This window comes from Providencia sp. NPDC089933 (assembly GCF_049545585.1).
GTDB classification, from domain to species: domain Bacteria; phylum Pseudomonadota; class Gammaproteobacteria; order Enterobacterales; family Enterobacteriaceae; genus Providencia; species Providencia huashanensis.
The window spans coordinates 192,450-212,766 of the sequence record NZ_JBMWDT010000002.1 but is presented as its reverse complement, the minus strand read 5'-3'; the positions used below and the strand labels follow the sequence as shown (position 1 = coordinate 212,766).

Below are 20,317 nucleotides of genomic sequence, written 5' to 3'. Positions count from 1 at the left end.
TAGCTGCCAGTTTTACTGGCAGCTAAATTTTAAGGGTTCAAAATTTTATCGATTTGCTGGTCACTGAGGCGAATTGCAAAGAATTTCAGGTAAAAATCTGCGGTTTCCTGTTTCATGTCAATATCCGCAAAGCGTTCGGGGTAAAGTGTTTGCGCCAACCATAAAAATTGTAATGCTTCTTCTGACGTCTCACGGCACCACCAGAACATACCCTTTGGGTTCACATATACTTGCTGGTTCTTTACTGCGCGAAGCGCACTCCACTGAGCTGATGATTTTATTATCTGTGCATCTTCTTTATTCATTGCCACTATTACATCAGGGTTCGCCGCAATAATAGTTTCGAGTAAAACTTCACCAGAATTATTTTTCTTATTGGAAAACCATGTTTCAGCGACATTTTTTGCGCCAGCTAAATCCATCCAGTCTTGGTTTAATGAGGGACGACCAGAGGTAAATAACGCACTCCCCATACTATGGTACACCGTCCGCTTCTCTCCCTCGGTTAACCCGACTAAGAGTTCGCTGACTAATGTAATATTGCGGTCAAAATAACGTTGATATTCTATCGCTTTTTGCTGTGCATCCGGGCCTAGCTCAACCGCCGTTGCTTGTACTCTTTCCTGCAAAGCTTGTAGTGAATTGGCAGGGTACTCCACAACTTTCACCCCCGCACTTTCTAAAATGTCTCTCTGTGGTACTTCCATCCCTTTTGCAACAAACAATAATTGTGTTTGTAATGAAATAATCTGTTCTGGGTTTAATTGGTTACTTAGGCTGATAACTGGAACATTATCAATGTTGGGTAACATTTGGCGAAATAATGGAATTTTCTTCGCAATCACCGATGTACCAACAATCTGCTCACCATACCCCAACATCATAATAATGGTATTTTGTGCCGGCCATGGTGTCGCAATCCGTAGATCGGGGTTATCTGTTTTCGCTAGGGATAAACCATAAGTTAGCAGCCCTACCAGCAAAATAACCGTTTGTAAAAAATCAGCTTTTCTCATATTTGTCACCCTTCTTTGCTGAATAATAAAGAAGGGTGCCCCTTATTTTTATAGGATTAATTAGAAATCAAAAGTTGCGGTTGCGCGTACTTCACGGCCTGAACCTACAAATGCGCTATTACCACCGCCTTGGCCATTATTTCCCCCCGGGAAAATCGATGCCCAATAGCGCTTATCTGTCACATTATTAACGGATAACCTAAAAGTGGTAGGAACAAGACCTATTTTGGTGCTGTAACGAGCCCCTAGGTCTAAAGTGGTGTAGCTATCTATCCAACTCGTATTTGTATCATTAGCGGCACGTTTTCCGCTGTAATGCACATTAGCGCTATAAACCAGCTCAGGCACCGATGGTAAGCTATACTCTACGAGCATATTGGTTTGGACTTTAGGTACCCCAACGACGCGTTTGTCTTTAGTCGATATTAACCCTGTATCTGTTAATTTAGGGTCAAGAAAAGTCACACCACTATAGATATTTAACCCCTGCCATACATGGCCTGTCGCGCTAAGCTCAAGCCCTCGATTTACTTGTTTTCCCTGTTCACGAAAGAGATCATTACCATCCACATAAGCAAATGGCCGTTCTAAATGAAACAACGCAGCCCCTAGGTTTAAGTCGGCAACATCGGCTTTAATTCCCAACTCATATTGCTTACTACGGTAAGGGTCTAAAGTATGCCCTTCATTTTTAATACCTTGTCCTAATGGAGCAGTATCTCCTTCCTCCAGTGAATCCGCATAGCTAATATAGGTCATTACTTGTGGGCTAATTTTGTACATCAGTGCCGCTTGTGGGCTAAGACCATGATGATGAGTTTGACTCGTTTTATGGTGTTGTTTATCAAAACTACGACTTTCTAACCAACTTTGACTGAGGTAAAACATTGCAGACCATTGGGGGTCAAAGGTGATGGTATCGCCAATTGTGATACTTTGTTGGCGATTTTCAGCCGATTTATAACGTGAGCCCCCCGTATGGATCTTACCATCAGAAGGCTCTTCCATTGGCGATGGATGGTACATATTGGTATCACCTAAATTGCGTCGAGTACTATTTTCTTTTGAGCTATAAATCGACCACACATAGCCATTCGTCGCTAACGACAAATCATGAGCGATTGGCCCTGTCTCCACATGGCCATTTAACATTACGGAGTGACTTAGCACTCTAAAGCGCCCCGATGCAGGAGAATCCATCAACGATCGGGAAATCGTTCCATTATTATCTTGAATAGCACTGGTTACCGTCCGCATAGCTCTATCTGCTTGTTGATAGCCTACCCCAGCTTTCAATGACCAATCTTCATTAAAATCATGAAGTAAGCGAGTGCTAACTGTATCAGTAGTTAAATCATTGCCTGCGGTATGTAGTGCTAAGTTTTTATCTTGTGGATTTGGTGCTTTTGGTAACTTAACCTTAGGACCATAGCTGAAACTCCCCACATACCCTTTTTGCACAAAGTTATAATGGCTCGCATTAAGTTGTAATTGCGTACCAGGCTGAATATTCCAATCCAGTGCTAATGAGGCAAATTTACGCCGTAATGTACTATCATCTGCACTGCCCGTACCTTCTTCATCCAGTAAGTTAAGACGGTAGCCAAAGCGCTTATTTTCATCAAAATACCCTCCTAAGTCCCCATGACCACTATAGGCATTACGGCTTTGATAGCCTAACGTTAAGCGTTGCACATCCTCAGGTCGTTTGGCCGTAAAATTAAACTGCCCCGCTGGACTTGCAGGGCCATACAATGCCCCCGTCAAACTATTAATAATGTCGACCCTGTCCAGCATTTCAACAGGGAATGCTGTGGTCGAAATAATATACAAATCATCAAGGCGACTATTTGCCACCACACTACCCTGCATTCCTCTGCTTTGAGGACGCCCAACATCCATGCCCCCTCGGGCTTGCATTTGTGTACTTGGTGCAAACTTCAACAATTCACTCAAACTTTTAGCTTGTTGGTTATTGATTATTTCGCGGCTAATAGTGGTTGTGGAGTATGGTGTATCAATCCATTCCAAATTCCCTAATGGGCCAATATCAATTTGTGAAGTAAAAAAGCCGGCTCCGGCTTGCGCTTCTGTCGTGACATCGTTTGGCGCTGCTGTCACCAACATACGGTCTTGTTTAGGTTTAGCTAGTTGCTCAGAGACTTGAGCAGCAACAATAGATGGGGCTATCCCTGCAATAAGAGGCAATATTACATATAAGTTAAATTTACGGTTCATATTATCTTTTCGTTATATAAAATTTTATATTACCGATAATAAAATACAGCGTAAATGATCAACCTCAATTCTTAACAATTTGTATTCTCACTAACTCATGAAAAAACATAACTATAACAGTTTGATTTTAATAGAAATAAAAAACAAAATAGCATATGAAATAGAAAAGGCTATAAACTAACCAATAAAACAGATTAAAACCGCATCTGATATGCAATTTATAATATTTAGCATATTTTGATTTTTAACATCCCTTGGTTTTGCGGTTGTATCTGCATGTAAACTTGCTATCATTCCCTGATATTGATGTGGTTTTAAAGGGAATAACAGTGTCTGAAAATTCTATTTTTATGCAGTTAACACAATTACTTAATAAAAATAATGCAAAGTATCGTGTGATGGAGCACCCCACCGCTGGGAAATCAGAAGAAGTGGCAAAAATACGTGGCACTCAACTTGGGCAAGGTGCAAAGGGATTGGTATGTCATGTTAAAGGTAATGGTATCCGCCAACATGTACTCGCGATTTTGCCAGCAGATAAACAAGCCGATTTAAACAAAATTGCACTGGCAATTGGTGGAACTCGTGCGTCCTTAGCAAGCCCGAAAGAAGTGAATGAACTCACGCAATGTGTATTCGGTGCGATCCCCCCTTTTAGCTTTCATCCCAATTTAAAGCTCATTGCTGACCCGCTGCTGTTTGAACGTTTTGAGGAATTAGCCTTTAATGCAGGCACATTAGAACGCTCGATTATTTTAAATACAGAAGATTACCAAAGAATAGCCAAGCCCACTTTAGTAAAGTTTATTCGTATAGAAGAAAGCTAACCATCTAATCGTAAAAAGGGTTATTCCATAGAATAACCCTAAATGACAATTACTGATTAAGCTGTCGGTCGTATTCAATACTGGCTTGCTTTAGTGCCTGAAAATCAGATCCACAAATCACGCGCTTTAAAGCGGAGAATTTTGCTTCTGGCCAATCATAGATTTTCAGCGCCAAGAGTTCGCTAATCACTTCAGGCGCAAACCGGTGTTTAACTGGCTTGGCAGGGTTCCCCCCAACAATGCTATAAGGCTCAACATCTTTAACAACCACACTGTTGCTCGCAATGACGGCTCCCTCACCAATTTTGACACCCGGCATGATAAAAGCTCGCATGCCAATCCATGCTCCGTCACCAATCACCGTATCCCCCTTTCCTATATAAGCTTCCTCAATATATTCAAGGAAAGGATATAAACAAAACCAATCCATTCGATGAGTATGATTCCCACCCATCAAAATCACGGCTTCACTGCCAATACAAACATAGTCCCCAATGTAAAGTTGGTCTACATGCCACGCAAGCTGCCAATCTCGACTTTGCTCATCCCCCTGAAGGTAACGAACAACCGAATTTTCAAAGCCATTATCCCAACAATCACTGTAGTAGCTATGCTTACCTTTAATATGAATATTAGGGTTTTGCACAACCTCATGCAGTAATTCATATTTTGACCAATGCTTTTTATTCATGGTAATAAACCTTTTAATCCGTTTATATTTACCATAGAACGCTGTCTATGGTGATGTATTCGCGTTCAAAATACATCACCTTTAGCTACCCTTGGCTTATTTAACAATGGATTCTGCATATTCAATACTCAGCTAGAAATATCATACAAACTTACCATTAATTAAAGTTTAAGACTAACTGTTAGTCAATCATGATTATTAGCTGCACTTTATTTAATATAATATTGATAAGTAATTTTAATTAATTACTTGATTGATAAATACCAAAAATATAAAAAGGAATTTTATGTTTAATCCTACTACGAGCGCACTACCATCAATAACAGAAATAATCGAGGCTGAAAATACCTATCCCTTCACTCTTAACCCTGAAAATGATAACAGAATTTTATTAGATATATGGCACATCATACATGAAGCTAATACTAACCCATTAATAAGTGATAAATACCTAGAAGTACAATTATTCCAGCAACGGTTCAACGATATCATTAATGCAAAAATGAAGTATTTTAATAAAAACCAATTTCCTAATGACCTTATTGGGGAATTAAAGGCTAATGTCACTTTTGCTCAAGCCAGTATAATCCCTGCCAAAAATAGAATTGCTGGAGACACACACCCAACTCTAGTTTCCGACCGTAATACTTTGATACTGGTAAAACCCCATAAAATTATTGCAGAGAGTGAACCTTTTCAATTCAAAATATTTGATAAAAAAAACAACTTATTAATAACTAAAGAGCTTCTTCCCCCTTCAAAACTCCCCCCCACTGCAAATAACCATATTCCAGAAACTGACTTATTACCTCACTATTTTAATAAAACAAATAAATTTGACCTGACTATTAACCATAATGATGACCTAGAAAAGGTAACAGAAAACCCCATTTACTTTGATAAGTTAATTAAAATAAATGATAAAATAAACATAATATTCAATGCCCCTTTCCCGCAGAAAACCTTTGTAATTAATAATAACACTGAATATAGCTATAAATACATCTCTATTTACAATGATTCAAATAAAACTGTAAAAATTGAATATGGTAATAAGCATACCTCACTAAAAAAAAACAATAGCCTTATTTTTATTTGTGATGGAAATGGCCGATGGCAAACAAAGAAGGATGTAGAAATATCTGAGTACTACCGGGTTACACCATCTTCTTTCGAATTTAAACTAAAAGGATTTACTCAATTACTCGCCCCCCGAAAAGAGGGCAGAACTGACACAAATAATTTAGACCAATATTTTAAAATTCACTCGAGTATAGAACTTGAATTAACAGATAATGATTGGGTTAAAAAAATTTACTTAATTAATAACAAGCAGCATAGTGGTAAAAAAATACTGTTTTCATCCAAAACTAAAAAACAAACGGAGATTAGCTTCAATAATAATATTGTCTCACTGAAAAAAGGTGAACAACGACTTCTCGTTTGTAACTTTGATGGTGTATGGGAAAACACTCCCATTGCTGCTCCCCCACCATTAACTATTTCACCTTCTATAATAGACGGCAGTTTATATGACTTACTCATTAGTGATAACTCACAAATCCAAAAAATCACCAATGATAGTGAATCTTTTAACCAGCTAATCGCACACAATGAAACGATAAAAATAGCAACTAGTGATGGGAATTGGGCGCCAAAATTTCGACTTAACGCTAATGACTTTTTCCATAATAAGAAAGTTATGTTTTCATCCGAAGCTTCTTATACCAGTTCTATTTTCTACGGCAGTAAAAAATATGAGCTAAAAACAGGCGAAAAAATCACTTTTATTTATGATATTAAAAAAAAATGGGTCCCGATAACAGAACCTACCACAAGCGCCCCGCTTGAAAACCTCGCCTATTCAGAAAATACTTGGTCAGCTATCATTCCTAAAGAATATATAAAACCGGGTATACGCTTTGAGTTCAATACCCTTGAGTCTACAGGAGCGCTTAATGATGTGAAAATTGGTGCTCCCAATATCCTGATGATTAACACTATAGATATTGGTATGTTAACCCCCCCAAGGAATGAGTTTGACTTTCAAAATAACCATGAGTTAAACCGCCAATATGGCCAAACAGTCCCCGCTGCGACATTGATTGTAACTCGTTTTGACCCCGTCTACTTAACTCAAGTTGTTACCCCTCGTGGTGAGCTATTTATTGATAAAGCAACAGGCGAAGGGGGTGGTCATGACGGGAATATGCGACATGAGATTGCCAAAGACCTCATTTCTGACGGCATTAATTCAGCCAACTATGGTATTAATAGTTCTCAGGCATCAGCTCCATCATTTCTCCCCACATTCCAAGTAACCATGCATAATTCTGTTGGCGTATACGAAAATGGCATACAACATCATGGTTGGTCGGGAGGCGGTGGAAAAGCCACATTATATGAATCAAAGGGAAATGAGGTTAGCCATGAATTAGGTCATAATTTTGGCTTAGGTGATTATCACGGCGGTCCTGAAGGCGGAACACACACCACACCCGATAAAAAAAACTCATCATGGCTATGGGATTGTGAGTACAATTATTTTATTCCTAACTTGTCACACGACGGGGTATTTAATACTGATGCAATGTCTAGTGGCTACCCTTTCGACTCAAACTATAATTCTTTTACCGCTTACACACCAAATTCATTAGCTGCAATTCAAAAACGGCTTCAAAATAGTTATATATTTTCCCCTGAATCGACGACTGGTTATAAAAAATGGGATTCTGAAAAAGCAGAAATGGTAGATGCCAGCCCTGATCTTTCAGAGCTTATATTCTTTCATTATTCGACAAAGAATGGGGAAAATTTAACCGATGAAAAACTTAATACTTTTGCAGAGAAATATAAGTTTATTCACATACAAAGTGGTAATGGCTACCATACTCCTAATATGATTTTCCCTCCTGCCACGCCTAAAAATAAAGGCTCAATCATAAAAATAAGCTCATTTGCAGACTGGAGTAGTAATGTAATCGTCAATAGCGTTGAAAGTAAAATAACTAAAGACAAAATACTATCTTATATTTCGAATGGCCATACTTGGCAAAAAATAGAGAGCCAAGGGATATATAAAAAACCTGATAAACAAGGCGTCCCTATTATTACCTTAACCGGGTTTTATGACCCCGACGGCAAGTTTGAAAGGCAAAGCTGTATACCTCTCTATGGTTCTTTCGGCATGGTTTATCTACCTGATGAACACATTTCCCCTGACTCACCATATTTAGAAGTAATATTACAAGATGGCACAATTAATAAATACCAACTGCATGCCTTTAGAATGAAAGAGGGCCTGATGAATAAATACCATGTCAATATTGAATGGAAGCTTAACCCAGTAAAAGTGAATATTTATGTTAATAATAAAATAGTTCACACTGAAGATATCGAAATAAAAACCCTAAAACACCCAACAACAATTAATGGGGAAATAGTTTAATGTTGATATAAGGTATTAGCATAAAGTAATCTCAAGGCTCAATTAACATTGCTAACTAATCGAGCCTTGAATAGCATTAATAATTAATGACTTTCGTCTTTAGTTAATTTTAAGCTCGCCTTTCTTGCAACTAAGCCAAAAATACAACCAATTAACATAACTATCGCTAGGGATAGTTTCGGGGCGATAGGTAAAGCAATGGCAAATAACCCTAACCCTGCTCCTCCTGCCATTTGCACAAACCCCACTAACGCAGAAGCCGTCCCGGCTTCGTTACCAAATGGTTCTAAGGCATAACTTGTTGCGGTGCCCATCATAAAGGCAAGGCCGGTACAAGCACATGCGACAGGTAACATATACACAGCCCAATGATTTTGCACTTGTTCAGAGAGTAAAATAAAACCAAGCAGCAACCCTAAACAACCTAATGCCATCATCGTACTGCCCACTAATAAACAAGTTGGCCGGCCAATTTTATGAATAAAGTAATTGGCAATATAGCTGGCAAACATGATCCAAAAACCATTTATTCCAAATACAATAGAAAATTCTAGTGGGGTAAGTTGTGCATCCCCCATTAGAACACTGGGCGCAAGGGAAACATAAGTTAGTGCCATCCCCATAGTCCCTGCATTAACCAAAGCAAAAATGATAAATTGACGGTCACCCAAAATCCGCCAATAGGTTTTAAGTTGGGTCGTTTTTACTGCTGGCAAATTTGTTGGCCGTGTTTCCGGTAATAATATGATAATCAGTACTAATATTACCAACGCATACAGTGCAAGGAACCAAAATGGCGCGCGCCACCCCCAAGCCTCTGCCAATAACCCCCCTAATAATGGGGCCAATGCAGGAACAATATTGAGTGTACCATTTAGAAAACCGAAAGCTCGCGCCGCTTCTGTACCATTCATCCGGTCGCGCACACAACTAAAAGCCACTACAGAAGTGCAACAAACCGCAACTCCCTGCAATAAACGAGAAGCAATAAATACTGCCGGTGTCGTTGCTACAATCGCAACACCTGCACCGATGATATATAGCACCATACCTGCAATCGCGACAGGTTTTCGTCCATATCTATCCACTAGTGGGCCCGAAATTAATTGCCCTAACCCCAGAACGAGAATGAACAGTGCTATCGTTGACTGGATCACCGACTCACTGCTACCTAAATCCCTCGCAATATCAGGTATTGTCGGCAAATATAAATCAATCCCTAATGGACCAAGTAATACTAATAAAAGCAATAAAATAAGAAAGTTACGCATAAACCATGCCTAGACTCGATAAAATATAATTTAAAAAATATTCGCTGTTATAAATTATAATAAAGCTATATTCGATACCGAATAAGCGATTTACTCATCGTTATAAATTAACCATTTTACGGTGCTTAAAAGTCAAAAAAGGCGCTAAACCTAGCGCCTTTTATGTCATCAATAATCAATGATGACGGATTATTCCATCCATTCTGTGTGGAAAACACCGTCTTTATCCGTACGTTTATAAGTGTGAGCACCAAAGTAGTCACGCTGCGCTTGGATTAAGTTTGCAGGCAATACCGCTGAACGGTAGCTATCATAGTAAGAAATTGCTGCTGAGAACGTTGGTGTAGGTATGCCATTTTGCACCCCATAACAAACAACATCACGCAGAGCTTGTTGGTATTCATCGGCAATTTGTTTGAAATATGGCGCTAACAGCAAGTTGGCAATTTTTGCATCTTGGTTATAAGCGTCAGTGATTTTTTGCAAGAATTGAGCACGAATAATACAACCCGCACGGAAAATTTTCGCGATTTCACCGTAGTTGAGGTCCCAATTATATTCATCTGATGCCGCTTTCAGCTGTTGGAAACCTTGCGCATAAGAAACAATTTTACCTAGATATAACGCACGGCGAATTTTCTCAATAAATGCTTTTTTATCACCATCAACTGCTTTTAATACTGGGCCACTTAATACTTTAGAGGCGGCTACACGTTGGTCTTTCAAGAATGAAATATAACGCGCAAATACAGATTCAGTGATCAGAGTCAGAGGAATGCCTAAATCAAGAGCACTTTGGCTAGTCCATTTACCTGTCCCTTTATTTGCTGCTTCATCAAGGATCACATCAACCAGATATTTACCATCTTCATCTTTTTTCTTGAAGATATCTGCTGTGATTTCAATCAAATAGCTGCTTAACTCACCTTTATTCCACTCTGCAAAGGTGTCTGCCAATTCTTCGTTACTTAAGTTCAATGAGCCTTTTAGCAATGAATATGCTTCTGCAATTAATTGCATATCACCATATTCGATACCATTGTGAACCATTTTGACATAGTGCCCTGCACCATCTGGACCAATATAAGTCACACATGGCTCGCCTTCTGCTTTCGCTGCAATCTCTTTTAAAATTGGAGCAACTAATTCATAAGCTTCTTTTTGACCGCCAGGCATGATTGAAGGGCCTTTCAATGCACCTTCTTCACCACCAGAAACACCTGTACCGATGAAGTTGAAACCTTGTTCAGATAATTCGCGATTACGACGGATAGTATCTTTATAAAGAGTGTTACCACCATCTATTAAGATATCACCTTTGTCCAAATGAGGAGTCAGCGAGGCAATTGTTTTGTCTGTTGCTTCACCCGCTTTAACCATCAACAAGATGCGGCGTGGTTTTTCCAGAGAGTCAACAAACTCTTCAATTGTATAGTTGGGAACTAATTTTTTCCCTGGATTTTCGGCGATAACTTCATCTGTTTTATCTTTAGAACGGTTAAAGATAGACACTGAATAACCGCGGCTTTCAATGTTCAGCGCAAGATTGCGCCCCATGACAGCCATTCCGACAACACCAATCTGCTGCTTTGACATGAAAAACTCCTGTCTGATTAGGACCAAGTCAGCCTTGATAGTGCTGACATTCTGTTAACGGGATCACATATTAACCTAGGATTGTGCAGCATGGTAGTTATTGATGCAATCGATGACGTATTCACGACTTTTTTTGTCAAAAAATATCTAACTAAAGTGAATTTTTATTGATATTTAGTTCAACAAACCGCATTATTCACCTGTCGGCATAAGCCGTCATATCAGAAGGTAAAACAAACTGTATGGAATGGATCGCAGATCCTTCGATTTGGGCGGGCCTCGCTACCCTTATCGTTCTAGAAATCGTTCTTGGTATAGATAACCTCGTTTTCATCGCCATTCTAGCTGACAAGCTCCCGCCTAAGTTGCGTGATAGAGCCCGTGTAACGGGGCTTATGCTTGCACTTATCATGCGCGTTGTCCTGCTCTTTAGCCTGTCATGGCTAATTACGCTAACGAAACCAATATTGACACTCTTTGAGCATCCTTTCAGCGCTCGGGATCTGATCATGTTGATCGGGGGGCTATTCCTATTGTTCAAAGCAACAATGGAGCTAAACGAACGACTAGAAGGTAAAGACGAGCACACTAATACTCAACGAAAAACATCGAATTTCTGGGCTGTTGTTGCACAAATCATTGTTCTTGATGCGGTTTTCTCTCTTGACTCTGTCATTACAGCTGTCGGTATGGTTGACCATATTGGCGTCATGATTGCCGCAGTCACTATTGCAATGCTGTTGATGATTTGGGCAAGTAAACCGTTGACTAGCTTTGTCAATAACCACCCCACCATTGTCATACTGTGTTTAAGCTTCTTACTTATGATTGGTTTCAGCTTAGTTGCCGAAGGCTTCGGTTATGCCATACCGAAAGGCTACTTATATGCTGCGATCGGCTTCTCTATCATGATTGAAGTTCTTAACCAATTTGCGCAGTTCAATCGCCGTAAATTCCTGACGGGAACAAGGCCTCTGCGCGAACGTACTGCTGAAGCGGTATTACGTATTTTAAGTGGTAAAGCAGAAAGAGGCGAATTAGACCCTCACACATCAGATCTGATTGCGGATAACCAATCTGTTTTTGACCCGCAAGAACGTTTGATGATTGCGCGTGTCTTAGGTATGGCACAACGTAACGTTGAGAGTATTATGACCTCACGTCATGATGTGGATTACCTCGACATCAATAAATCCTCCGCCGATTTACTGCAATTGATGGAGAAAAACCCGCATTCACGCTTAGTGGTTATAGATGAAACAATTAGTGATGAACCTGTTGGTGTTGTTCATGTAATGGATTTAGTCAAACAACAGCTTCGTGGTAAACCGCTTAATTTGCGTGCATTAATCACGCAACCTCTAATTTTCCCTGAAGGGTTATCACTATTAAAAGCATTAGAACAGTTCCGTAAAGCCCATACACACTTTGCGTTTGTTGTGGATGAATTTGGCTCTATCGAAGGTATCGTCACATTGACCGACGTAATGGAAACAATCGCGGGTAACTTGCCTGTTGGTGATGAAGAAAATGACTCACGCCACGATATTCAAAAACTGGATGATGGTACTTGGATTGCCAACGGCTTTATGCCACTTGAAGACCTGATCATGTTTATCCCAATGGAATTAGACGATAAGCGTGAATATGAAACAATTGCAGGTTTACTAATGGAACACTTACAGCGCGTTCCTGAAGTAGGCGAACAGATGACTATCAATGGCTGCGTATTCCAACCACTTGAAGTCAACAGTCATCGTGTTAATAAAGTGCTCATTACACCGCCAGCACCCGAAGGTGATGGCTATGAATTTGAAGATGACTAACCTTTAGCTCTAAACAAAATAAATACCGGCCTCTGAGCCGGTATTTTTATTTCACTTTTAGTGAAAAATGGCTATTTAATAGCAGTAAATAAAAAACAACATCGTTTTTTAAAAGAATAATCATTGAAATACTGAATAATTTATAGCATTGAATACACCTAATCTTTAACCAAGGTCATGCTATGTATATAAAAACTCAGTCTCCAAATATAAATACGTTAAAAACACAGAAAATTAACCAAACTACAAATAAATCATCAGGAAAGGTTGCTGTTACCGCTAATCAACTTCAAAATAATACTGAACAATATCCTATGGCTTCTAAAAAGAAAGTCCGCTTTTTAGAAAACGACCAAATGAAAGAATTATCTCGTCAAGAGACCACGAGTAAACTCTCAAAAAATAAATCTACTGATGCATTAACCAAAAAAGAATTACTAATTACATCAGAGAAAATAATCCATAAGCAAGATATAAAAGATTTAAGAAATTACATATCTAAAAGCTTAGATTTAATTTCCAAACAAATAAAAAAAATAGGCACCTCAGATGATCGAGGGTGTAAAGTTACCCTATCTAAAGATACGATGAATAAGTTTAATAACATATTATTAAACTTAAAAGATAATATTCAACACTATAAGAATGAATTAGGGCGTTCAACTTACCAGCACAATAGTAATAAAGAAAAAACACTTAGCAAATTAGAAAATAAATTAAGTAAACAACAGGGGAATTTATAAAAAGTGAAGGAAGAAGTAACTATTTATCTAGGGATAGTTCAGTTAAGCAGACTAAAAATACCTTTGAAAACACAAAACAAAGATAAGAAGATTATAAAAATGGAAATGGCTACTATTAATGTCCATTTGCATTTATAAAAAACGCCCAATAAAGGGCGTTTTTTTAAGTTAAAGCGCGTTTAATAAATCATTAAGCCCTTTATTTTCTTCTTTTTTTAAGAAATTACCAATGGCTTCTTTAGCTTGAGTTCGTAATTCATTTCGCAAGAGTTTTTCCACATCTAGCTGGTACTGTAAACTATACCAGCTACCGTAAATCCGCAGAGGAATTGTCATCTCTTGTAGCTGTTTAACCAAGCGTGAATCCCCTCCCCAACCATTGGCGATATTCACACCTAAATTAACATCTATAGTTTCATTAGGGATATTCATATTCCCTTGACCATTAATATTAACCAAGGCAGAGGTCGCTTGCATGGAGGATATATTTAAATTACCTTTATTCAAAATACCAGCTACCTTGAATAAATCTACTTCCGTATAATTACCAGTATTAACGGGAGCATTTATTTTATTCGTAACACGAGAAACCGACTGCTGAATTAGTTGTGGGATATTCAAGCCTTGTAATTTGGCACTTCTCAATTCAAAGCTAACCGGCCCCTGCCATTGGTTTTTTACCGCATAATCATCATACCCAATACCCGATAAGGTTGCATTTAACGAAATAATACCGCTTATTTTCTGCGGCATATTAAATGCTTTTAGTAATGGTGTTAAATCGATATGGTTAAATTTTGGCTTAGCTGAAACATAAGCAGGAGTTGAGCGGTAATTCAAGGTGACGGGCAATGAGAAATCCCCACCAAACGCTTTCCCTTGCAGTTTAGCAACGCTAAAACGTGGAGCTTGGTTTTGTGCCTCAAAAACCACATCAGTTACTGTCATTCCACGATAAACTAAATGATTAATAGCTAAATTAATATCTGCGGTAAAAGACTGTAAACCAGATAAATCATACTGTTGAGTATTTGAACCTGATATCACAGGTTTAACACCGATACGGTTATTATTTGTCTCAGCCGTTGAATTAGAATCAGCCGCTGCTGTACCAAGTAAGTTATCTAAATCTAATTTATCTGAAACTAACTCAATCGCCACTTTTGGGATATCTGTTAATTGGATACTGATATTGCCCGTTAAGCTACTCTCATTGGCTTTGATCAACAAATTACTCAAACTTGCATTTTCTATTTTCCCTTTTGAATACAGGAAATCGCTGGTAATCTGCCCTTCTATACCGTTTTCGGGTAAATCAACACCACTTAATTTATAGTCAAATTGTGTCAACTTCCCACTAATCTTTTGATTAATATTAGATAAATCTATATCAGCCCGTGTATCAAAAATAAGTTCTTGCTGGTTTTTATTCAAGTTACCACTGAATTTGGCTGCGATTTGTTTTTTATCACTTTTTTTCAATGATAAATTTATATTTCGTAAATTAAATTCGTCTTTAGCAGTTTGCCAGATAACTAAGCTATTGGATATATTGATTTTTTCTATATCTAATAACCAATTAGTTTTTTCTGTTGGAGAGGATGATGGCGCTGTTCCGCCAGGGGCTACTGGGGCATTGGTGTGAATTTTGGGTTCGCTTTCTGGTGTTTTGCGAATGACCGCACCATCAATCACAATTTGCTCAACGGAGAGCTTATGAGAAATAAGCGGCCATAATTCAACATCTAGGCGCATGTTTTCCGCACTAAGAACAGGAGTTGTCGCATTAGGAGCTGTGAGAGATATCGGCCCCGTAATAATACTGAGTGTAGGCCAAACATGCCAACGCATATCCCCATTGAATTCAAGCTGATATCCACTTTTTTTATCTACTTGTTCCACAATGTAATGACGGAAATCGTTGGGGTTTACTAGCATCACAAGTGTTGTCAAACCCGCAACAATGACCACAAGTAAAATAATCAATGTCGTTAAAAAACGTTTCATGCTTCCCTCTCTTAAAACCCACCAGCGCCCATCATAAAGCGAACTTACACCACGGCTATCCCTGAAAATGGGCGGAAATTGCTTCTCATATCCTTCAAGAACAACAAGTTCCGCAAAATTACAGTGCTTAGTCTTCGCTAATCCGGCTACCTACTGCACCTTGTTGGTTTTTATATTTAGCATCTTGACGGCTATTATATGGGCGGTCTGCACTACCAGATAATGGCTCAAAACTTAAAGCACCGATCACCATACCCGGACGTAACGCTAAAGGCAATTTCCCAGAATTATAAAACTCTAACACGATTTGCCCATGCCAGCCGGGATCGATTCGATGTGCTGTTACGTGTACCATCAAACCCAGCCTTGCTAGTGAAGAACGACCATCTAACCAACCAACAAGATTGTCAGGGAGCGTAACAGACTCAAGCGTCACTGCAAGTGCTAATTCCCCTGGATGTAGGAAAAATGGTTCATCTTCACCTAGCACGATTTCATCGCTCATTACACGATCCAACGCGGCATTAACCTCATTTTTGGGACCGCTCAGGTCAATAAATGCAGCGGTATGCCCACGAAAAACACGGAATTGATTACCCAGTCGAACATCAGCGGTTGCACCATTAATCCGTTCAACGGGTGGGCGTGGGCTAATGACTAATTTACCATCATCCATCCATTGAATAATATCGCGGTCACATAGACGCATGGTTGTTTCCCCCTTCATTATTTTAGTCTCTGCGCTAATTTGTTAATCTTGACAGAATTCACCAATTTTTGCTTTCAAGACATCTATCGCAACCCGGTTTTTACCACCGCGAGGTACAATAATATCAGCATATTGCTTAGACGGTTCAATAAACTGCAAAAACATTGGGCGCACAGTTTTATTATATTGTTCGATGACAGAATCAAGTGTTCTGCCCCTTTCATTTACATCACGTTTAATGCGGCGCATCAAGCAAATATCGAGTGGAGTATCAACAAAAATAGAAAAGTCCATCTCACCACGTAAGCGTTTATCAGTTAACAATAAAATGCCTTCAATGATAATGACTTTTTTAGGTTTAAACGTAATGGTTTTTTGTTTGCGAGTATGAGCGACATAGTCGTATTGAGGAATTTCTACTGCTTGACCACTTTTCAGTGATTTAAGATGCTCATAAAGCAAGCTGTGATCCATTGAATTAGGATGGTCATAGTTTACTTTAAGCCGTTCTTCCATTGGAATATCTGCTTGGTCTTTATAATAACAGTCCTCTGGAATAACACCTATATTATGATCACCGACCTTTTCCCTAAGTTCTCGATATAGAGTGCTTGCAATTAAGCTTTTGCCAGATGCAGAGGCTCCCGATATACCTACAATGGTACAGTGATGCGCTATGTCAGTCATAAAATGATAACCTGGTTAAATATTTTAGAAATGAAAATACATAACATAGAAATGTTATGTTGGCGGAATTATAGGGGGTAATGACGTGTTGTTCCAGCATCCCTCGGCAAAGTTTGCTAAAAAAACGCCAATATTTGAAGAAAAGCCGCTAATCAATACTCGCTGTATTTATTTTACTATTAAAATTGCTTTTTACCTTCCAAGACAGCAATGCGGTTTTCAATAGATGGGTGTGTAGAAAAAACTGAATCTCCCTTATTAAAAATATAAGCCGCTTTTCGATAAGCCTGACCAGTACTTCGCTCATCGTACTCATGGGTTTCATGCTTCCCAGATATTTTTTTCAACGCACTGATCATGGCTTGGTTATCAGATGTCAGATCGACTGCGGCTGCATCTGCCATATATTCACGTGTGCGAGATAAGTAAAAATAAAGAATTTGTGTTATCCACGGTAAAACGAAATTAAGGACTAGTAAAATAACTTGAGCCTTATTAGCGGCATTATTTCTGCTTCGCCCAGCCGTGCGAATAAAGATTTGGCTAAATAAATTGGTCACCGTCAAAATAACATTTGCTAAAATACCCACATACAAGGTTAATTTTGAGTCCCCATGGATAATATGCCCCACTTCATGAGCTAAAACGGCCTGAACCTCCTGTCGATTAAGGCTTTGAAGCAAACCTCGGGTCACTCCCACAAGGGCATTACGTTTGTTCCACCCCGCAGCAAAAGCATTCGGCTCGTCAGTATCTAAAATATATAAACGTGGAATATAACCTAAACTAGCGCTCAAACTAAGCTCTTCGATAATATTGAACAGTTGTTTTTCTTCAGAACTTTTTGCATTTTCCTGAGTGATTTCCCTAGCGTTCATTCCCGCTAGCATCATTTTATGCCCTCTAAAATGAATATAAATCAACCCAAGAAATGTCAAACCTAGAACAATAAATGTCGCTATAGGCCACTCTTGAAACGTCACAAACTCCATCGCATTATCAAACAAATCTAGCTGTTCATTTGGGTGCGTTGCAATATCCGCCAGTAAACCAATGACTAACATTAGCAAAATGTAACTCATCACAACTAAACGAGTACGAATATTATTTTTGCGTATGACGTTTCTAAAATCCATAAAATGACCTGTTCTCTACAATAATACAAAACATTGGAATGCTGTCGAGAAGGAACCTCAGCACCCCAATGATTTTTCAATATTATGAATTAAAACGATATTTAATCGAAGTTAATACGACGTGATTCTTCAGATTTAATCGTTTCTTCATCAAGACGCCAGTATTCCTTAGATATTTTTAAGCTCGGAATAATACCAACAATCAGTGCAGCTGGCATTGAGGCTATATAAGCGTTATACGTTTCTAATGAACGGTTATAACCACGTTTGGCAAAAGAAAGTTTATTCTCAGAAGAAACGATTTCCTCTTGCAAATTGGCCATAATCGCATCTGACTTTAACTCTGGATAAGCTTCAACCGCAACATTGATAGCGCCACTAGTCACCATTTTAGACAGCGCATCTTCCGCTTCTCGTGCTTTATCCCCTGTTGCATTTTGTGCTTGGGTTCGTAGTTCAGTAATTTTACTGAAAACTTCGGTTTCATGGCTTAAATATTTTTTAACCGTTGCAAGCAAACTATCAAATACTTTTCCACGGCGATCTAATTGAACTGAAATTTCAGTTTCACTAGAAATAACCGCTTCACGCAATGCCACAATGCGGTTATAAAAGTAAAAAATAATAATCGCTATAACAACAATAAAAATTAAAAATTTCATAATCACCTTTTAGGGCTTACCCGCAGGAAGACAACTGATTAAACAAGATATGCTGCTATTCTACGCGAACATTAAGCAATAAAGAAACGCTAAGCATATAAATCAGAAAAATAGAAAGTTTAGGTAAACATTTTTCCGTTATAAGAGATATAAAAAACAAAAAGAAAAATACAACTCAGAACATTTGCTAATAAAAAAGGGGAAAAGCCGCGCTTACCCCCTATTTCACTTATTAAGCTAGTTTACTTTTAGCGCTCAATAATGGTTTCTACTTTGCGATAACTTAAACCGCACGGAAAGAAATTTCCGTTGGGATTTTATCCCCTTCCCAATACATAAGTGCAGAAATACCTGACGCAATTTCACGGTAAATATCCGCAAACTCACCTTCAGGGTCACGCATAACTGTCGGTTGCCCGCGGTCTAAGTCTTCACGTAGAGAGATATGCAGTGGAACCTGCCCTAATAACTTAGTATGGTATTTTTCTGCTAATTTCTCTGCGCCACCAGTACCAAAAATTGGTTCAACATGGCCACAATTACTACAAATATGAGCACTCATATTTTCGACCACTCCCAGTACAGGGACATTCACTTTCTTAAACATCACGATACCTTTCATGGCATCAACTAATGCGATATCTTGTGGGGTAGTAACAACCACTGCACCGGTTACTGGGATATTTTGTGACAGTGTGAGTTGAATATCACCCGTTCCTGGTGGCATATCGATAACTAAATAGTCTAAATCTGGCCATAGTGTATCTTGGAGCATTTGCATTAATGCTTTGCTTGCCATTGGGCCACGCCAAACCATCGCATTATCGTCAGTAACTAAATAACCGATTGAATTCGTTGCTAGACCATAAGCCATTATCGGTGCCATGTGCTGACCATCAGGAGATGTAGGGCGCTCTAGTGTGGTCCCTAACATATTCGGAATTGATGGGCCATAGATATCCGCATCAAGAATACCGACTTTAGCCCCTTCTTGCGCCAAAGCTAATGCTAAGTTTACCGAGGTACTTGATTTACCAACACCACCTTTACCTGAACTCACCGCTAAGATATTACGAACACCATTAATACCGGGCAAATCATTTGCTCGTTTTAACGTCGTAATATCATGACGAAGTTTCCATTCAACTGCGTGTGCGCCGGTTTGTTGTTTTAATTCTGCTGTTTTTTCGCTAATTAATGCTTGAAACGGCCCTTTCCAAACGAAAGGCATCACTAACTCGACATGCAGCACATTGTCCAACATTGCGCAGTGGTGTAATGCTTTAATAGCAATCAAATTACGTTGCAGCGTTGGGTGTGTAAATGAAGCCAAAACCTTGGAGACTTGTTCAGTCAACAGTTCTGGTTTGTTTTGCTCGGGGGATTTATCGTTCATCCCGGCTCCTTTATTTATATTTTTGAACTATGTATATCCTAAATAGCGTCTCTAGGTTTATCAA

General features: G+C 38.9%; 15 protein-coding genes. 4 read left to right on the top strand and 11 right to left on the bottom strand.

From position 1 onward, the window contains the following. Positions 1 to 29 precede the first annotated feature (29 nt). Positions 30 to 1,016 (bottom strand): ABC transporter substrate-binding protein, encoded by a 987-nt coding sequence (locus ACPEH5_RS04760; RefSeq protein ID WP_281110661.1) that lies wholly within the window; start codon positions 1,014 to 1,016, stop codon positions 30 to 32. Positions 1,017 to 1,076: 60 nt separating this feature from the next. Further along, a complete protein-coding gene (locus ACPEH5_RS04755) occupies positions 1,077 to 3,254 on the bottom strand; it encodes a TonB-dependent receptor (RefSeq protein WP_281110662.1) in 2,178 nt (725 codons plus the stop codon). A gap of 350 nt (positions 3,255 to 3,604) precedes the next feature. Here ACPEH5_RS04755 and ACPEH5_RS04750 point away from each other — a divergent pair, with 350 nt between their 5' ends. Then, positions 3,605 to 4,081 (top strand): YbaK/prolyl-tRNA synthetase associated domain-containing protein, encoded by a 477-nt coding sequence (locus ACPEH5_RS04750; RefSeq protein WP_131680528.1) that lies wholly within the window; start codon positions 3,605 to 3,607, stop codon positions 4,079 to 4,081. Between the two features lie 49 nt (positions 4,082 to 4,130). Here the strand turns inward: ACPEH5_RS04750 and ACPEH5_RS04745 are convergent, their stop codons facing one another. Next, positions 4,131 to 4,772 (bottom strand): CatB-related O-acetyltransferase, encoded by a 642-nt coding sequence (locus tag ACPEH5_RS04745; protein ID WP_129466746.1) that lies wholly within the window; start codon positions 4,770 to 4,772, stop codon positions 4,131 to 4,133. A gap of 286 nt (positions 4,773 to 5,058) precedes the next feature. On the opposite strand from ACPEH5_RS04745, the gene ACPEH5_RS04740 reads away from it, so the two are divergent. Next, a complete protein-coding gene (locus ACPEH5_RS04740) occupies positions 5,059 to 8,220 on the top strand; it encodes a M66 family metalloprotease (protein ID WP_281110663.1) in 3,162 nt (1,053 codons plus the stop codon). Positions 8,221 to 8,303: 83 nt separating this feature from the next. Here the strand turns inward: ACPEH5_RS04740 and ACPEH5_RS04735 are convergent, their stop codons facing one another. Together ACPEH5_RS04735 and gndA are read right to left on the bottom strand one after the other, a co-directional pair. Then, positions 8,304 to 9,491, bottom strand: a complete 1,188-nt coding sequence (locus tag ACPEH5_RS04735) for a multidrug effflux MFS transporter (protein ID WP_129466748.1) — start codon at positions 9,489 to 9,491, stop codon at positions 8,304 to 8,306. A gap of 189 nt (positions 9,492 to 9,680) precedes the next feature. Then, entirely contained in the window at positions 9,681 to 11,087 is a 1,407-nt protein-coding gene (gene gndA, locus ACPEH5_RS04730) for an NADP-dependent phosphogluconate dehydrogenase (protein WP_042846554.1), read from the bottom strand. A gap of 242 nt (positions 11,088 to 11,329) precedes the next feature. Here gndA and ACPEH5_RS04725 point away from each other — a divergent pair, with 242 nt between their 5' ends. Both ACPEH5_RS04725 and ACPEH5_RS04720 read left to right on the top strand, forming a co-directional pair. Further along, positions 11,330 to 12,913 carry a TerC family protein gene (locus ACPEH5_RS04725; RefSeq protein WP_129466749.1) on the top strand — a complete coding sequence of 528 codons (1,584 nt, stop codon included), beginning with the start codon at positions 11,330 to 11,332 and terminating at the stop codon, positions 12,911 to 12,913. A gap of 182 nt (positions 12,914 to 13,095) precedes the next feature. Then, entirely contained in the window at positions 13,096 to 13,656 is a 561-nt protein-coding gene (locus tag ACPEH5_RS04720) for a hypothetical protein (protein ID WP_166685349.1), read from the top strand. Between the two features lie 168 nt (positions 13,657 to 13,824). Here the strand turns inward: ACPEH5_RS04720 and asmA are convergent, their stop codons facing one another. The 6 genes from asmA to apbC all read right to left on the bottom strand — a co-directional run bounded on the left by asmA (position 13,825) and on the right by apbC (position 20,253). After that, positions 13,825 to 15,663: an outer membrane assembly protein AsmA gene (gene asmA / locus ACPEH5_RS04715; protein WP_129466751.1), complete on the bottom strand. Its 1,839-nt coding sequence runs from the start codon at positions 15,661 to 15,663 to the stop codon at positions 13,825 to 13,827. Positions 15,664 to 15,790: 127 nt separating this feature from the next. Then, complete coding sequence (gene dcd / locus ACPEH5_RS04710) at positions 15,791 to 16,372, bottom strand: dCTP deaminase (protein ID WP_042846558.1); 582 nt, start codon at positions 16,370 to 16,372, stop codon at positions 15,791 to 15,793. 42 nt (positions 16,373 to 16,414) lie between these two features. Continuing rightward, the gene (udk, locus tag ACPEH5_RS04705; protein WP_042846559.1) at positions 16,415 to 17,059 is read right to left on the bottom strand and encodes a uridine kinase; all 645 of its coding nucleotides are present in this window, start codon (positions 17,057 to 17,059) and stop codon (positions 16,415 to 16,417) included. A gap of 179 nt (positions 17,060 to 17,238) precedes the next feature. Further along, positions 17,239 to 18,195 (bottom strand): zinc metalloprotease HtpX, encoded by a 957-nt coding sequence (gene htpX, locus ACPEH5_RS04700; protein ID WP_042846560.1) that lies wholly within the window; start codon positions 18,193 to 18,195, stop codon positions 17,239 to 17,241. 101 nt (positions 18,196 to 18,296) lie between these two features. Further along, positions 18,297 to 18,857 carry a LemA family protein gene (locus ACPEH5_RS04695; RefSeq protein ID WP_042846562.1) on the bottom strand — a complete coding sequence of 187 codons (561 nt, stop codon included), beginning with the start codon at positions 18,855 to 18,857 and terminating at the stop codon, positions 18,297 to 18,299. A gap of 283 nt (positions 18,858 to 19,140) precedes the next feature. Then, complete coding sequence (gene apbC, locus ACPEH5_RS04690) at positions 19,141 to 20,253, bottom strand: iron-sulfur cluster carrier protein ApbC (RefSeq protein ID WP_042846563.1); 1,113 nt, start codon at positions 20,251 to 20,253, stop codon at positions 19,141 to 19,143. Positions 20,254 to 20,317 lie beyond the last annotated feature (64 nt).

Excerpts from the sequence above, each read along its gene's own strand:
- ACPEH5_RS04760 (WP_281110661.1), bottom strand. The coding sequence starts at position 1,016 with ATGAGAAAAGCTGATTTTTTACAAACGGTTATTTTGCTGGTAGGGCTG.
- ACPEH5_RS04755 (WP_281110662.1), bottom strand. The coding sequence starts at position 3,254 with ATGAACCGTAAATTTAACTTATATGTAATATTGCCTCTTATTGCAGGG.
- ACPEH5_RS04750 (WP_131680528.1), top strand. The coding sequence starts at position 3,605 with ATGCAGTTAACACAATTACTTAATAAAAATAATGCAAAGTATCGTGTG.
- ACPEH5_RS04745 (WP_129466746.1), bottom strand. The coding sequence starts at position 4,772 with ATGAATAAAAAGCATTGGTCAAAATATGAATTACTGCATGAGGTTGTG.
- ACPEH5_RS04740 (WP_281110663.1), top strand. The coding sequence starts at position 5,059 with ATGTTTAATCCTACTACGAGCGCACTACCATCAATAACAGAAATAATC.
- ACPEH5_RS04735 (WP_129466748.1), bottom strand. The coding sequence starts at position 9,491 with ATGCGTAACTTTCTTATTTTATTGCTTTTATTAGTATTACTTGGTCCA.
- gndA (WP_042846554.1), bottom strand. The coding sequence starts at position 11,087 with ATGTCAAAGCAGCAGATTGGTGTTGTCGGAATGGCTGTCATGGGGCGC.
- ACPEH5_RS04725 (WP_129466749.1), top strand. The coding sequence starts at position 11,330 with ATGGAATGGATCGCAGATCCTTCGATTTGGGCGGGCCTCGCTACCCTT.
- ACPEH5_RS04720 (WP_166685349.1), top strand. The coding sequence starts at position 13,096 with ATGTATATAAAAACTCAGTCTCCAAATATAAATACGTTAAAAACACAG.
- asmA (WP_129466751.1), bottom strand. The coding sequence starts at position 15,663 with ATGAAACGTTTTTTAACGACATTGATTATTTTACTTGTGGTCATTGTT.
- dcd (WP_042846558.1), bottom strand. The coding sequence starts at position 16,372 with ATGCGTCTATGTGACCGCGATATTATTCAATGGATGGATGATGGTAAA.
- udk (WP_042846559.1), bottom strand. The coding sequence starts at position 17,059 with ATGACTGACATAGCGCATCACTGTACCATTGTAGGTATATCGGGAGCC.
- htpX (WP_042846560.1), bottom strand. The coding sequence starts at position 18,195 with ATGGATTTTAGAAACGTCATACGCAAAAATAATATTCGTACTCGTTTA.
- ACPEH5_RS04695 (WP_042846562.1), bottom strand. The coding sequence starts at position 18,857 with ATGAAATTTTTAATTTTTATTGTTGTTATAGCGATTATTATTTTTTAC.
- apbC (WP_042846563.1), bottom strand. The coding sequence starts at position 20,253 with ATGAACGATAAATCCCCCGAGCAAAACAAACCAGAACTGTTGACTGAA.